This is a genomic window from Burkholderia sp. Ax-1724 (genome assembly GCF_011752995.1).
In the GTDB taxonomy this organism is placed as follows: domain Bacteria; phylum Pseudomonadota; class Gammaproteobacteria; order Burkholderiales; family Burkholderiaceae; genus Paraburkholderia.
On sequence record NZ_VWWL01000037.1, the window covers coordinates 1 to 14,739 of the forward strand.

The following is a 14,739-nucleotide window of genomic DNA, read 5'->3' on the forward strand; positions in this document are numbered from 1 at the left end:
GCCGTCCGCGCTCGCGCAGGCGCCGTCGATCCCGGCCGGCGAGGGCGGTTCGCGCCTGCCGAGCCACGCGTCGCCGTCGGTGCGCAAGTTCGCGCGCGAACTCGGCGTCGACGTCGGCCAGGTGAAGGGCTCGGGTCCGAAGGGCCGCATCACCCAGGCCGACGTGACCGCGTTCGTGAAGGGCGTGATGACGGGCCAGCGCGCGGCGCCGGCTGGCGCGACCGCGCCGGCGAGCGGCGGCGAGCTGAACCTGCTGCCGTGGCCGAAGGTCGACTTCACGAAGTTCGGCCCGGTCGATCCGAAGCCGCTCTCGCGCATCAAGAAGATTTCGGGCGCGAACCTGCATCGCAACTGGGTCATGATTCCGCACGTCACGAATAACGACGAAGCGGACATCACCGAGCTCGAAGCGCTGCGCGTGAAGCTGAACAAGGAGAACGAAAAGGCGGGCGTCAAGTTCACGATGCTCGCGTTCGTGATCAAGGCCTGCGTGGCGGCCCTGAAGAAATTCCCGACGTTCAACGCGAGCCTCGACGGCGACAACCTGGTGTTCAAGCAGTACTACCACATCGGTTTCGCCGCGGACACGCCGAACGGCCTCGTCGTTCCGGTGATTCGCGACGCGGACAAGAAGGGTCTCGTCGACATCGCGAAGGAAATGGCCGATCTGTCGAAGGCCGCGCGCGAAGGCAAGCTGAAGCCGGACCAGATGCAGGGCGGCTGCTTCTCGATCTCGTCGCTGGGCGGCATTGGCGGTACGCATTTCACGCCGATCATCAATGCGCCTGAAGTCGCGATTCTCGGTCTGTCGCGCAGCGCGATGAAGCCGGTGTGGGACGGCAAGCAGTTCGTGCCGCGCCTGACCATGCCGCTGTCGCTGTCGTACGACCATCGCGTGATCGACGGAGCGGAAGCCGCGCGCTTCAACGCGTACCTGGGTTCGATTCTTGCCGATTTCCGGCGTGTGATTCTTTGATGTGGTGAGGTGCGCGGGGCGCGGGCGTGTTGTCTGTGATCCGCGTCTCTCGTTGAACTTGCTTTCATGACGGTCTATTGGCGTCGCCCCTGTGCGGGGCGGCACCTACTTTTCTTTGTCTTCCAAAGAAAAGTAGGCAAAAGAAAGGCGCGTCCTTGGGCGGACGGCAAAGGATGATTCTGTCCGTGCTTGTGGCGCCTGTCCGACCGAATGTTGCGAGTTCTCCGCTCATCACGATCAACAGGAGAAGGGGACACTATGAGTCTCGTCGAAGTAAAAGTGCCGGACATCGGTGACTTCAAGGACGTCGACGTCATCGAAGTCAATATCAAACCGGGCGACGTCATCGAGCAGGAGCAGTCGCTGCTGACGCTCGAATCCGACAAGGCGTCGATGGAAGTGCCGAGCGACACCGCCGGCACCGTCAAGGAAGTGCGCATCAAGCCGGGCGACAAGGTTTCGCAGGGTACGGTGATCGCGCTGGTCGAGGCGGCAGCAGGCGGCGCGACCGCCGCGGCTCCGGCGCCGGCTCCCGCCGCCGCGCCTGCACCCGCTGCCGCACCGAAGGCCGCCACACCCGCGCCGCAGGCCGGCAGCTATGCCGGCGGCGCCGACATCGAGTGCGACATGCTCGTGCTCGGCTCGGGCCCGGGCGGCTATTCGGCGGCGTTCCGTTCCGCCGACCTCGGTATGAAGACCGTGCTGGTCGAGCGTTATTCGACGCTCGGCGGCGTGTGTCTGAACGTCGGCTGCATTCCGTCGAAGGCGCTGCTGCACACCGCGCTCGTCATCGACGAAGCGGCTGATCTCGCCTCGCACGGCATCACGTTCGGCAAGCCGCAGATCGATCTCGACAAGCTGCGCGACTTCAAGTCGGGCGTCGTCAAGAAGCTGACCGGCGGTCTCGCCGGCATGGCGAAGGCGCGCAAGGTCGAAGTCGTGACGGGCACCGGCGCGTTCGTCGATCCGTACCACATGGAAGTGCAGACCGAGGGCGGCAAGAAGGTCGTCAAGTTCAGGCAGGCGATCATCGCCGCGGGTTCGGAAGCGGTGAAGCTGCCGTTCATTCCGGAAGACCCGCGGGTGGTCGATTCGACCGGCGCGCTCGAACTGCGCCAGATTCCGCAGCGCATGCTCGTGATCGGCGGCGGCATCATCGGTCTGGAAATGGCGACCGTGTACTCGACGCTCGGCGCGCAGATCGACGTGGTCGAAATGCTCGACGGCCTGATGGCCGGCGCGGACCGCGATCTCGTCAAGGTCTGGGAGAAGTACAACAGCAAGCGTTTCGCGAACGTGATGCTGAAGACCAAGACCACCGCCGCCGAGGCGAAGGACGACGGCATCTACGTGTCGTTCGAAGGCGAGAAGGCGCCGGCCGGGCCGCAGCGCTACGACCTCGTGCTGGTGGCCGTCGGCCGTACGCCGAACGGCAAGCGCATCGGCGCGGAGAAGGCTGGCGTGGCGGTGACGGAGCGCGGCTTCATCGAAGTCGACCAGCAGCAGCGCACCAACGTGCCGCACATCTTCGCGATCGGCGATATCGTCGGTCAGCCGATGCTCGCGCACAAGGCGGTGCACGAGGGTCACGTGGCAGCTGAGGTCGCGCATGGCGAGAAGGCGTACTTCGACGCGATGCAGATTCCGTCAGTGGCTTACACCGATCCGGAAGTGGCATGGGCCGGCAAGACGGAAGACCAGCTCAAGGCCGCCGGCGTCAAGTTCGGCAAGGCGGTGTTCCCGTGGGCCGCGTCGGGCCGCGCGATCGCCAACGGCCGCGACGAAGGCTTTACGAAGCTGCTGTTCGATGAAGAGACGCATCGCGTGATCGGCGGCGGTATCGTCGGTCTCAATGCGGGAGATCTGATCAGCGAAGTGTGCCTCGCGATCGAGATGGGCGCGGACGCGACGGATATCGGCAAGACGATCCATCCGCATCCGACGCTCGGCGAATCGGTCGGCATGGCTGCGGAGTTGTATGAAGGCGTCTGTACCGATCTGCCGCCGGTGAAGAAGAAGTAAGACGGTTCGGCCTGCCTCGTCGCGATCGCGCGAGGCGGGTCGAAGCGGTCAATAAAAAAAGCGCACCCCTTGCGGAGTGCGCTTTTTTTCATGGCTGGGGAATGTGGCAGAGCAGGGCGCAAGCGTTGCAGTGAACTGCACGCATGCATCGTTTTCCGCATTCACCCGGCGGCGACGGCGGGAAAAAAAATCCCGGCAGTTGCGCCGGGCAAACGATACGTCATTTCAACGTATCGGAGCGTTCGGCCAATCAAACCGTGTGAGCGGCAACGGCACGACGCTGTTGCTTGCAAGAACGCCGGCGCAGCGGGAACGCTGGGCCGGCGTGAAAGCGACGCCCCGACGAATGCGGGGCGTGGACGGATGTGAAACTTAGACCGTCTTCTTGGCTGCGCGCGAAGCTTGCGCGGCGGCTTGCGAAGCTGCCTTCGACGCGGCCGTTGCAGCTGCGTTGAAGTTGCTTTCAGCGATTTCGACAGCCTGGCGGGTTGCCTTGTGGACCGTTTCGTACGTCGTGTTGGCAGCGGTGATCGCCGACTTCATCACGGCGACAGCGGTTTCCGAACCAGCCGGTGCGTTCTTCGCAACGTTTTCGACGAGTGCCTGGACCTTGCGGTTTTGTTCTTCGAATTGGGCTTCAGCGACGCGGGTGAATTCGCCTTGCGTTGCCGAGACGATTTCGTACACGTGACGGCCATACGACAGCGCCTTTTCAGCCACCGGCTGCGCGAGGCTCGCTTGCAGGGCCAGCAGTTCTTGTGCGTCCTTCACCGACAGCGCGCGCTGGGTGTTTTCCTGGCTTTCCGCGAGCGTCGACTTCACGACTTGCAGGTTCAGTTCAACCAGCTTTTCGACGCCTTCGAATGCTTTGGTCGTCAGGCCGAACAGGGTTTCGAAATTGGCTTTCTGGGCTGCGGCGAATTGCTCGGGGGTCAGCAGAGTCATGGTTTACGCTCCTGGATCGCGGTCTGTCTGTGCGGACCGCATTGGGTTAGTGGCGAGACGCAGGTGATCGTCTGCCTGGACCGCGATGTATTGTGCATCGCAGCAATGGTTCCCATTTTAAGATCGCTTCAAAGATTGTCAAGTATTTTTTGTGCGTCGCACAATATTAAGAAAGTGCTGATAAAACAATACGTTATGCGGTAGGCATGTCATACATGTGACGCAGAACGATTTGATCGTTGCACCGCGTCGATGCGAGATAAAGCACTCCATGCTCTCGTTTCGCGGAATTATTTTTCCTGCGGCCGGTGACGATACTGGTGGGGGAGCGAGCATGCGCCCGCAAAAACCGGCAAAATTGCGTTCGATGTAAACCACAAACTGCTACGGAACGTTAAGCGTTCATGACAGTCGAACGCGCGTTGTCGGCTTCGGCAGATGCTTAAGAAATATCTGTCGCCAAGCCACAACGCCCTCGCGGCACGGCGCTGCGGTACGTGCCGATGCCTGACCGTATTTCCCCGGATCAAGGTTGTCTCGAAATTGTCGTTATGCTGCAAGAATCTCCTCGATTCTTGCGCATGGCCGCAATGGCGGGACATGGCTAGCGACGATCGTTTTTTTCGATCGAGTCGCGGCACTTATTTGCGTTTTCGCGATCGGAGCTTACAAGCCGGTTTAAGGAGCGCGTATAAGTGCTTCAAATTGCTAATTTTTCGTTGCTTTACTACACTTGCGGAAACCTCTCGCCGCTCCCTATCGAACACCCATGAAAACCGACATGTTTTCGTCGCTGAAAGTGATCCACGGCGCGGCGCGCAGCACCGCTCTGTCGGTGGCCGTCTCCCTGGCCGTCGCAACGGCGTTTGCCGCGCCTGTCAACACTTTTGCAGCCACGACTGCCGCAACCGCAAAAACTTCCAAACACGTCAAAACGGCTAAAACCGCCAAAAAGCCGGCCCCGGCAGCCGCCACCGCGAAGGTGTCGAGCCGCTCGGTCAAGGCAGGCAAGGGTGCGGTCGTCAAGGCGGCCGCCGCCGAGGACGAAGCACCGCGCGCGGGCGCGCGCCGCAAGCGCGTGACGTTCGCGGCGAACGGCCGCCATCACTCGGCCGTGCGGCGCGTCGCGTATGAGCCGCGTTCGCCTTCGGTCGGGCAGGCTTTCGGTCTGCACGAAACGCCCGACGCGCTGATGCTGCGCTCGAGCGTCGCCTACGTGATCGACCAGAATAGCGGCGAGCCGCTCTTCGACAAGAACTCGCGGGCCGTTGTGCCGATCGCATCGATCAGCAAGCTGATGACCGCGATGGTCGTGCTCGATTCGAAAGAGCCGATGACCGATCAGATCGAAGTCACCGACGAAGACCGCGACTACGTGAAGAACACCGGCTCGCGTCTGTCGGTGGGCTCGGTGCTGTCGCGCGAAGACATGCTGCATATCGCGCTGATGGCGTCGGAAAACCGTGCCGCGGCCGCGCTGTCGCGCTATTACCCGGGCGGCCGCCCGGCGTTCCTCGCCGCGATGAACGCGAAGGCGAAGCAGCTCGGCATGACCGACACGCATTTCGAGAGCCCGACCGGCCTGACGAGCATGAATGTGTCGACCGCGCGCGATCTCGTGAAGATGGTCAACGCGGCGTATCAGTACCCGCTGATCCGCAAGTTCTCGACCGATCACAGCTACGAGGTGTACACGGGCAAGCGCACGCTCGCCTACAACAGCACGAACGCGCTCGTGCGCAACCCGACGTGGGACATCGGTCTGCAGAAGACCGGTTTCATCAACGAGGCGGGTGAGTGCCTCGTGATGCAGGCGACCATTCATGGCCGTCCGATGGTGATGGTACTGCTCGACTCGTCGGGCAAATACTCGCGTTTCGCGGACGCGGCACGTCTGCGCACGTGGATCGACAACGGCGGCGGCGAGCAGCCGCGCATTACGAGCGCCGATGCCGGCGGTTCGGGTATCTGATGTCTGAACGATTGCCGTAGCCGGTTTTCGGACCGGCAGCGCGTACCGGCAGCGGTGATCCTGCAAGAAAAAAGCCTCGCGAATGCGAGGCTTTTTGCATGGCGCCGGGAAAGGTGCCGCGGACGGCGCGGCCGCGTTTCGTCGACTCCCGCTACGTATGCTGGCCGTGCGAGTGCGAATGACCCTGCTGCGCGTGCGGCCGATAACCCAGCGCTTCCGAAATCATCAGTGCGGTCTGACTCAGTTGCCCGAGCCACGAGTCCTGCAGGCGATCCGCCGGCGCCGATAGCGACAGCCCCGCGACGAGCTTGCCGGTATCGTCGTAAATGCCGGCTGCGATGCAGCGCACGCCGAGCTCCAGCTCCTCGTTATCGCGCGCGCAGGCCTGCTGGCGCACATGCGACAACTCGCGTTCGAGTTTCGCCAGATCGGTGATGCTGTTCTGCGTATGGCCGGAGAGGCCGGTACGCGTGGCATACGCGCGCACGCGGGTCGCTTCGTCGGCGGCGAGGAACAGCTTGCCGACCGAGGTCAGATGCAGCGGCGCGCGTCCGCCGATGGCCCGCACCACCTGCATGCCCGAACGTTCCGAATACGCACGCTCGATATAGACGATCTCGTCGCCCTGACGCACCGACAGGTTCACGGTCTGCCCGGTCTGCCGATGCAGTTCGCGCATCGGCGTGAGCGCCGCGTCGCGCACCGAGAGGCGCGCCTTCACCAGATTGCCCAGTTCGAGCAGGCGCATGCCGAGGCGGTAGGTGCCGGGGTCCGACCGGTCGACGAGGCGGCACATCACCATGTCGTTCAGGATGCGGTGCGCCGTGGACGGGTGCAACTCCGTGCGGATGGCGAGTTCTTTCAGGCTGACCGGGTCGCTATGCGCTGCGAGTGCATCGAGCAGGCGCATCATGCGTTCGATCACCTGGATCGAAGTTTTGGGATCCGGGTTCGTATCGCTCATATGAGAATCGGTAGATGCGTCAAACAGCGAAAGCCGATTGTATCTCGTATGGTGAAAAAAGCGAACGCGCTTCGAAGCGCTCCTCGAATCCGCCGCGCGCCGCGTCCTATGCCTTCTGGCCGTTGGTGTTGCGCGGCAAACAGCGGATAATCAGGGACGTTTCCCCGAAGGAGGGTCCATGCGAGTCGGATTGTTCGTCACCTGTCTGATCGACCTGATGCGTCCCGAAATCGGTTTTTCGGTCATCAAGCTGATCGAAGGCGCCGGTTTCGAGGTCGCGGTGCCGCCCGCGCAAACCTGCTGCGGCCAGCCCGCGTATAACTCGGGCGACCGCCGTCTCGCGCGCGATCTCGCCGAGAAGACCCTGCGCGAATTCGAGCAGTTCGACTACGTGGTGGTGCCGTCGGGCTCGTGCGGCGGCATGATCCGCGCGCACTACGGCGACCTGTTCGGCGACGATCCCGAACTGATGAACCGCTTCGGCCGGCTGCGTGCGAAGGTGTTCGAGCTGACCGATTTTCTCGTCAACGTGGCGAAGGTGCAGTTGCAGCCGGGCCGGTTCGAGGGGCAGGTGACCTATCACGACTCGTGCTCGGGCCTGCGCGAACTCGGCGTGAAAGCGCAGCCGCGCGAGCTGCTCGCGCAGGTGGGCGTCGCGGTGACGGAGATGCAGGGCTGCGAACATTGCTGCGGCTTCGGCGGCACCTTCGCGGTCAAGTACGGCGACATCTCGACGGCGATCGTCGACGAAAAATGCGCGAACATCGCCGCGAGCGGCGCAGGCACCGTGGTGCTCGGCGACCTCGGCTGCATGCTCAATATCGAAGGGCGCCTGCGTCGCAACGGGGATTCGACGACGCGCGTGCTGCATATCGCGCAGGTGCTGGCCGGCGACGTGCAATGAGCCGCGGGCCGCGGCGCGCCGCCCGCCATGTGCCGCTTACGCTTCTTTTTGGCGCGCGTGTTTGAGGCGTGCGCCTCGCTCCGATTCCGTCCAAGGCTGCCATGCAAGTTCAATCGATGCAGTTCAAGGTTCGCGCCGGTCAGAAACTTGCCGACCAGCGCCTGCAGCAGAACCTGACCAAGCTGTCCACGAAGTTCGTGTCGGCGCGCGCCAGCGCGATGACCGAGATCGACTTTTCCTCGACCCGCGCCGCGCTCAAGGAGCGCCGCAATCGCGCGCTCGATAATCTCGACGTGTGGCTCGAAACCTTCGAGCGCGAGGCGGCCCGCCGCGGCGTGACGGTGCTGTTCGCCGAGACGACACAGGAGGCCGCGCGGCTCGTCGGAGATATCGCGCGCCAGCATGACGTGAAGAAGGTGATCAAGACCAAGTCGATGGTCACAGAAGAAATGCGCCTGAACGAAGTGCTCGGGCAGATGGGCGTGCAGTCGATCGAAACCGATCTCGGCGAATACATCCTGCAGATCAACGACAACGAGCCGCCGAGCCACATCATCGCGCCGGTCGTCCACAAGGATAAGGACGAGATCGCCGACCTGTTCGCGAAAACGCACGGCCGCCCGCGTCTGACCGAGATTCCCGACATGACGCGCGAAGCGCGCGAGATGCTGCGCCCGCACTTCCTGAGCGCGGACATGGGCGTGACGGGCGGCAACTTTATCGTCGCCGAAACGGGCTCGGTCGTCGTCGTCACGAACGAGGGCAACGAAGGCATGTGCACGGTGATGCCGCGCGTGCATGTGGCCGTCACCGGTATCGAAAAAGTGCTGCCGACGCTCGAAGACCTGGCGACCGCGATGCGTCTGCTGCCGCGCTCGGCGACGGGGCAAACCACGTCGAACTATTTTTCGATGCTGACGGGGCCGCGCGCCGCAGGCGACCAGGACGGACCCGAGCATATGTACGTGGTGCTTGTCGACGGCGGGCGCACAGGGCTCATCGGCGGCGACTTTCAGGAGATGCTCCGCTGCATCCGCTGCGGGGCGTGCATGAACCATTGCCCGGTTTATCAGAAGGTCGGCGGCCATGCCTATGGCTGGGTCTATCCGGGGCCGATGGGCTCGGTATTGACGCCGAGCTATGTGGGCATCGACAAGGCGCTCGATTTGCCGCAGGCGGCGACGCTATGCGGGGAGTGCAATAGCGTGTGCCCGGTCGGCATTCCGCTCTCCGACCTGCTGCGCAAGTTGCGCGAGAAACAGACGGAGCGGCGTCTGCGGCCGTGGAAGGAGCGCGCGGGGCTGGCCGTGTGGGGTTGGCTGGCGTTGCATCCCGATGTCTATGCGCTCGTCACCAAGCTTGCGGTGCGCGTGCTCGAACGCATGGGTGGACGCAAGCGCTCGATTGCCAAACTGCCGCTCGGTGGCGCGGGCTGGACCGATACGCGCGATATGCCGGCGCCGGTGGGACGTACGTTCAGGGAGTTGTATGCGGCGCAGCGCAGCCATATCGGCTGAGCGGGCTGTCGTGATGGGCCGGGAGTCTGCCTGACGCTTGTTCTGTTCTGGCCGTTCAGCCGTTGCGGCGGCGCTGGCGCGCATAAGCGCCAGCCGCCGGCCTGACCTTCAGTGGTCGTTCATCTGCCCGGAGTGACGCGGGGAGTTTCTGCTCCACGAGCCGCCGCCATGTCCGCCGCCGTTGCCGCCTTGCTGCTGGGCTTGCGGTTGCCCCGGCGGCGGGCCGCCCGCGCCCGGACGGGGGCCATTCCATCCACCTGGTCCGCCGTGCGGCTGGCCCGGGCCGCCACCATGGTCGCCATGATCGCCATGGTGCCAGTCGTTGTCGTTCGGTCGGCCTCGGTCCGGATATCCGTGATAGCCCGGGCCCGGCCCATAGTAGCGTTCCGGTCCCGGGTAATTGCCATATCCCATGTAGACATTGGTTTGCGGCACGACGGCTGCGCCGGGCGCGTAGCCGTCATAGCCTTCGTAGCCGCTATAGCCGTATCCGTTGCCGTACATCGGCGTGCCGTCCGGATAGACCGCGCAGCCGCCGAGCAGGGCGGCCACCACGAGGCCGGCGAGAGGTGCAAGACGTTTCATTGGTTGGATCACGTGCAAGGTACCAGGAAATGCTGATGTAAGAATGAGACCCGTATTATCGCCGCCTGTCACGCGAGCTTTGTATGTATTTGTAAGGTCTTCTTTTTCATGCCTTTATGTTCGATCGTGGGGCGAAAGAACCAGCAACTGACTGTTCTATTTCAAGCAACGATCTATCTCGCCAGATCCGGTTTTTCCCGATTGTGAATTTCTATAGCATTTGGGCTGGGAATAGTGGGTCACGAGCCCATGTGTCCCTTAATCGGAAAACGACATCATGAAAAAGACAATATCGGTGTACTGGCCCCTCGTCATTGTTGTGTCTCTCGCCGCGCTCGCCTATCTGCACATTTGCAGCAACGCCGCCTCGCGTGCGTCGCAGTCTCCGCTCGATGCGAACCACCTGACGGCGGAACTCGCGCGCGCGGTTTCGTACGGCATGATCGACGCTGCGTCGGCGTTGCCGGTCAAGCCTGTGCCTGCCGCGACGGCGATACCGCTCTCCGAGGCATCGTAAGCGCGCACCGTCGCAAGCGCTGCGGCTCGCAGCAGGGCGCATGGCTTGCATGGCACGTATCACGCCCGGCGCGATTGTGTCGAGGTTTGTATAATCGCGACGCAATTTGCTCAACGCTATCGGCCCCGCGCGTGGCGCCGTCGCACTTGAATATCCGCAGATGAAAACTGTGTCCGTGTGTTTCGTTTGTCTCGGCAATATCTGCCGTTCGCCGACGGCGGAAGGCGTGATGCGCCACCTCGTCGACGAAATGAAGCTCGCGGACCGGATCCTGGTCGACTCGGCCGGCACCGGCGACTGGCATATCGGCGAGGCGCCCGACGAACGCGCTCAGCAGGCAGCGCGCCAGCGTGGCTACGAGTTGGCGACATTGCGCGGCCGGCAGATCACGGTCGCGGACTTCGAGCGCTTCGATCTGCTGATCGCCATGGACGAGCGCAACGTCGCCGCGCTGCATCAGCTTTGTCCCCCGGCGCAGCGCGACAAAATCCGTCTGCTGCTGGAATTCGTGCCGCAGACCGAGAGCCGCTGGGCCGGCGCGCGCGAAGTCGTCGATCCCTACTTCGGTGGCGCGGCAGGTTTCGAGCAGGTGCTCGATCAGTGCGAGGCGGCCTGCCGCGGCTTGATCGCCGCGCTGCGCCCGCAACTGCTCGCCTAGGAATTGCCAGCGTAAGTCGGGCAGCGCCCGCCGCGCACCTTGGCGCAAGCCGGCAAAGACCGCACCGGGCGGCAAAAAATACGTCGCTCAATTAAGCAAACGACACAAATCGCGTCAGCCATACTTGACTAAATCGCTCATGTATTTATACTTGACAAAACTTGTCGAGAATTGCGGTTCCCACATCATATGAGACTCACCACGAAAGGCCGTTTCGCCGTCACGGCGATGATCGACCTGGCGTTGCGCCAGGAGCAGGGCCCGGTGACGCTTGCGGGTATCAGCCAGCGCCAGCACATCTCCCTGTCTTATCTCGAGCAGCTGTTTGGCAAGCTGCGCCGTCACGAAATCGTCGAGTCCGTGCGCGGGCCGGGCGGCGGCTACAATCTCGCGCGCCGTGCCGAAAACGTCACGGTGGCCGACATCATCATCGCGGTCGACGAACCGCTCGACGCCACCCAGTGCGGCGGCAAGGGCACGTGCGAAGGCACCAAGCAGCACGACGGCCATTGCATGACGCATGAGCTGTGGTCGACGCTGAACCAGAAAATGGTCGAGTACCTCGATTCGGTTTCGCTGAAGGATCTGGTCGACCAGCAGCGCTCGCGCGAAGGCGCGCCGGCGGTGCTGCGCGACAGGCGTACCGATGCGCCGGCGGTCGAGCCGGTCCGCGTGGCGCCGAAAGGGCCTAATTCCGTTTTCAACATGGCCGGTTCCTGACGGCGCGGCAGCGAAATACGACACCCGCCGTCCCATAGAGAACCCAGAAGCCAGAGCACATGACGTCCCCGGAGCAATTGATGAACAACGACTCTCTCCATCTGCCCATTTACATGGACTACAGCGCCACGACGCCGATCGATCCGCGCGTCGTGGACAAGATGATTCCGTATCTGCGCGAGCAGTTCGGCAACCCGGCATCGCGCAGCCACGCGTACGGCTGGGACGCGGAGCGTGCGGTCGAGGAAGCGCGCGAGCAGGTCGCCGCGCTCGTGAACGCCGACCCGCGCGAGATCATCTGGACCTCGGGCGCGACGGAGTCGGACAACCTCGCGATCAAGGGTGCCGCGCACTTCTACAAGAGCAAGGGCAAGCACATCATCACGGTGAAGACCGAGCACAAGGCCGTGCTCGACACCTGCCGCGAACTCGAGCGCGAAGGCTTCGAAGTCACGTATCTGGACGTGAAGCCCGACGGTCTGATCGACCTCGACGTGTTCAAGGCCGCGCTGCGCCCGGACACGATTCTCGTCTCGGTGATGTCGGTGAACAACGAGATCGGCGTGGTCCAGGACGTCGAGGCGATCGGTGAGATCACGCGCGAGAAGGGCATCATTTTCCACGTCGACGCGGCGCAGGCCACCGGCAAGATCGAGATCGACCTGCAAAAGCTCAAGATCGATCTGATGTCGTTCTCGGCGCACAAGACGTACGGCCCGAAGGGCATCGGCGCGCTCTACGTGCGCCGCAAGCCGCGCGTGCGCATCGAGGCGCAGATCCACGGCGGCGGCCACGAGCGCGGCATGCGCTCGGGCACGCTCGCGCCGCACCAGATCGTCGGCATGGGCGAGGCGTTCCGTCTCGCGCGCGAAGAGATGGCGACCGAAAACGAGCGCGTGCGCATGCTGCGCGACCGGCTGCTGAAAGGCCTCTCGGAAATCGAGGAAGTGTATGTGAACGGCGACATGGAAAAGCGTGTGGCGCACAACCTGAACATCAGCTTCAATTTCGTCGAAGGCGAATCGCTGATCATGGCGGTGAAGGACGTCGCGGTGTCGTCGGGTTCGGCGTGCACGTCGGCTTCGCTGGAACCGTCGTACGTGCTGCGCGCGCTCGGCCGCAACGACGAACTCGCGCACAGCTCGATCCGCTTCACGGTGGGCCGCTTCACGACCGAGCAGGATGTCGACTACGTGATCAACCTGCTGAAGACGAAGATTTCCAAGCTGCGTGACCTGTCGCCGCTGTGGGAAATGCACAAGGACGGGATCGATCTGTCGACCATTCAATGGGCCGCGCACTGACGCGCCAGTTGGGCGATGTGGGATACCCCGTTCATCGGATTGCAGGTTGAAACGAATCAAGGAGTGTAATCATGGCTTATAGCGACAAGGTCCTCGACCACTACGAAAACCCGCGCAACGTCGGTTCCTTCGCGAAGGACGACGACGCGGTCGGTACCGGCATGGTCGGCGCGCCGGCCTGCGGCGACGTAATGAAGCTGCAGATTCGCGTCGGCGCGGACGGCATCATCGAAGACGCGAAGTTCAAGACCTACGGCTGCGGCTCGGCAATCGCATCGAGCTCGCTCGTCACCGAATGGGTGAAGGGCAAGACGCTCGATCAGGCCATGTCGATCAAGAACACGCAGATCGCCGAAGAACTGGCGCTGCCGCCGGTGAAGATCCACTGCTCGATCCTCGCGGAAGACGCGATCAAGGCCGCGGTCGCCGACTACAAGCAGCGTCACGGCGAAGCAGCGGTTGCCGAAGACGGCAAGGCCGCCTGAGCCTCGCGAGAGTCGTTGAACCGCTGAGTCACCGGGTAACCGTCAGGCGCGCGTTGCATGCGCGCCTGACACACGGTGCGCGCGGCGCGGCACCCGCGTCGCGCACGCATTGCGCAATTGAGAAACGCTATGGCAATTACGTTGACCGAAAAGGCAGCACAGCACGTCCAGAAGTATCTGATCCGGCGCGGTAAGGGCATCGGGTTGCGCGTCGGCGTGCGCACGACCGGTTGCTCGGGCCTCGCCTACAAGCTCGAGTACGTGGACGAACTCGCGCCCGAAGATCAGGTGTTCGAGACGAGCGGCGTGAAGGTCGTGGTCGACCCGAAGAGCCTCGCCTATATCGACGGCACCGAACTCGACTTCGCGCGCGAAGGGCTGAACGAAGGCTTCAGGTTCAACAACCCGAACGTGAAGGACGAATGCGGTTGCGGCGAGTCGTTCCGCGTGTAGGTTCGGCGGTTTTCCGCGTGCAGCGGATGAAAGGCGGCGCGGGCCGCCTTTTTAGTTTGATCCGCGTACTTCCCGAGCGTGTTTTCAGATCGCACTCCGGTGCGCTTTCATCAACGGACTTTTAATCCGATGGCCTCGCTGAACGACAGCCACTTCGACCTGTTCGATCTGCCCGCGCAATTCGCGCTCGATGCCGCCGCGCTCGATCACGCGTATCGCACCGTGCAGGCGCAGGTGCATCCGGACCGCTTCGCGGCGGCCGGCGACGCGCAAAAGCGCATCGCCATGCAATGGGCGACTCGCACGAACGAGGCGTATCAGACGCTGCGTGATCCGCTTAAGCGCGCGACTTATCTGCTGTCGCTGCGCGGCATCGACGTCGGCGCGGAGAACAACACGGCGATGGAGCCGGCCTTCCTGATGCAGCAGATGGAATGGCGCGAGAACATCGAGGACGCGGCCGCGGCGAAGAACGTCGACGCGCTCGACGCGCTGCTCGCCGAGCTGCGCGACGAAGAGCGCCGGCGCCTCGACAAGCTCGGCGCGTCGCTCGACAGCGGCGCCAATCAGGCGGCGGGCGAAGCCGTGCGGCAGTTGATGTTCATCGAGCGCGTCGCGTCGGAAATCGGCGCGCAGATCGAGCGGCTCGAGGGATAGCGCGGTTTCGCGCACCACAGAAAAACCAGAGCGGCCGCGAGCCGCGGTATCACACCCCAG

15 protein-coding genes are annotated in these 14,739 nt (G+C 63.3%); 12 read left to right on the plus strand and 3 right to left on the minus strand.

Going from position 1 to position 14,739, the window contains the following annotated elements; all coding sequences use genetic code 11:
• Positions 1-976: dihydrolipoyllysine-residue acetyltransferase (locus tag F3J19_RS30355; RefSeq protein ID WP_167049861.1), on the plus strand; the 976-nt coding region annotated here is incomplete at its 5' end.
• Between the two features lie 258 nt (positions 977-1,234).
• The gene (gene lpdA, locus F3J19_RS30360) at positions 1,235-2,998 is read left to right on the plus strand and encodes a dihydrolipoyl dehydrogenase (protein ID WP_167049863.1); all 1,764 of its coding nucleotides are present in this window, start codon (positions 1,235-1,237) and stop codon (positions 2,996-2,998) included.
• 372 nt (positions 2,999-3,370) lie between these two features.
• Here lpdA and F3J19_RS30365 read toward each other — a convergent pair whose 3' ends face one another.
• A complete protein-coding gene (locus tag F3J19_RS30365) occupies positions 3,371-3,943 on the minus strand; it encodes a phasin family protein (RefSeq protein ID WP_085480624.1) in 573 nt (190 codons plus the stop codon).
• 769 nt (positions 3,944-4,712) lie between these two features.
• Between F3J19_RS30365 and pbpG the strand changes: the two genes are divergently transcribed.
• On the plus strand, positions 4,713-5,915 hold the full coding sequence (gene pbpG, locus F3J19_RS30370; protein ID WP_167049865.1) for a D-alanyl-D-alanine endopeptidase: 1,203 nt from the start codon (positions 4,713-4,715) through the stop codon (positions 5,913-5,915).
• A gap of 151 nt (positions 5,916-6,066) precedes the next feature.
• Here pbpG and F3J19_RS30375 read toward each other — a convergent pair whose 3' ends face one another.
• The gene (locus F3J19_RS30375) at positions 6,067-6,879 is read right to left on the minus strand and encodes an IclR family transcriptional regulator (protein ID WP_167049867.1); all 813 of its coding nucleotides are present in this window, start codon (positions 6,877-6,879) and stop codon (positions 6,067-6,069) included.
• A 178-nt stretch (positions 6,880-7,057) separates the two neighbouring features.
• On the opposite strand from F3J19_RS30375, the gene F3J19_RS30380 reads away from it, so the two are divergent.
• Positions 7,058-7,783 (plus strand): (Fe-S)-binding protein, encoded by a 726-nt coding sequence (locus F3J19_RS30380; RefSeq protein WP_167049869.1) that lies wholly within the window; start codon positions 7,058-7,060, stop codon positions 7,781-7,783.
• A 101-nt stretch (positions 7,784-7,884) separates the two neighbouring features.
• Entirely contained in the window at positions 7,885-9,300 is a 1,416-nt protein-coding gene (locus F3J19_RS30385) for a lactate utilization protein B (protein WP_167049871.1), read from the plus strand.
• A 108-nt stretch (positions 9,301-9,408) separates the two neighbouring features.
• Here the strand turns inward: F3J19_RS30385 and F3J19_RS30390 are convergent, their stop codons facing one another.
• Entirely contained in the window at positions 9,409-9,885 is a 477-nt protein-coding gene (locus tag F3J19_RS30390; protein WP_167049873.1) for a hypothetical protein, read from the minus strand.
• Between the two features lie 277 nt (positions 9,886-10,162).
• On the opposite strand from F3J19_RS30390, the gene F3J19_RS30395 reads away from it, so the two are divergent.
• The 7 genes from F3J19_RS30395 (at position 10,163) to hscB (ending at position 14,679) form a co-directional block, all read left to right on the plus strand.
• Positions 10,163-10,402 (plus strand): hypothetical protein, encoded by a 240-nt coding sequence (locus tag F3J19_RS30395; protein ID WP_167049875.1) that lies wholly within the window; start codon positions 10,163-10,165, stop codon positions 10,400-10,402.
• Positions 10,403-10,562: 160 nt separating this feature from the next.
• A complete protein-coding gene (locus F3J19_RS30400) occupies positions 10,563-11,060 on the plus strand; it encodes a low molecular weight protein-tyrosine-phosphatase (protein WP_167049877.1) in 498 nt (165 codons plus the stop codon).
• A 189-nt stretch (positions 11,061-11,249) separates the two neighbouring features.
• Positions 11,250-11,780 carry a Fe-S cluster assembly transcriptional regulator IscR gene (iscR, locus tag F3J19_RS30405; protein WP_167049879.1) on the plus strand — a complete coding sequence of 177 codons (531 nt, stop codon included), beginning with the start codon at positions 11,250-11,252 and terminating at the stop codon, positions 11,778-11,780.
• Between the two features lie 80 nt (positions 11,781-11,860).
• Positions 11,861-13,084: an IscS subfamily cysteine desulfurase gene (locus F3J19_RS30410; RefSeq protein WP_167049881.1), complete on the plus strand. Its 1,224-nt coding sequence runs from the start codon at positions 11,861-11,863 to the stop codon at positions 13,082-13,084.
• 71 nt (positions 13,085-13,155) lie between these two features.
• Complete coding sequence (gene iscU, locus F3J19_RS30415; protein WP_167049883.1) at positions 13,156-13,569, plus strand: Fe-S cluster assembly scaffold IscU; 414 nt, start codon at positions 13,156-13,158, stop codon at positions 13,567-13,569.
• Between the two features lie 129 nt (positions 13,570-13,698).
• Positions 13,699-14,022, plus strand: coding sequence for an iron-sulfur cluster assembly protein IscA (gene iscA / locus F3J19_RS30420; protein WP_167049885.1), 324 nt, complete (start codon positions 13,699-13,701; stop codon positions 14,020-14,022).
• A 129-nt stretch (positions 14,023-14,151) separates the two neighbouring features.
• Positions 14,152-14,679 (plus strand): Fe-S protein assembly co-chaperone HscB, encoded by a 528-nt coding sequence (gene hscB, locus F3J19_RS30425; RefSeq protein ID WP_167049887.1) that lies wholly within the window; start codon positions 14,152-14,154, stop codon positions 14,677-14,679.
• The last annotated feature ends 60 nt before the right edge of the window (positions 14,680-14,739 follow it).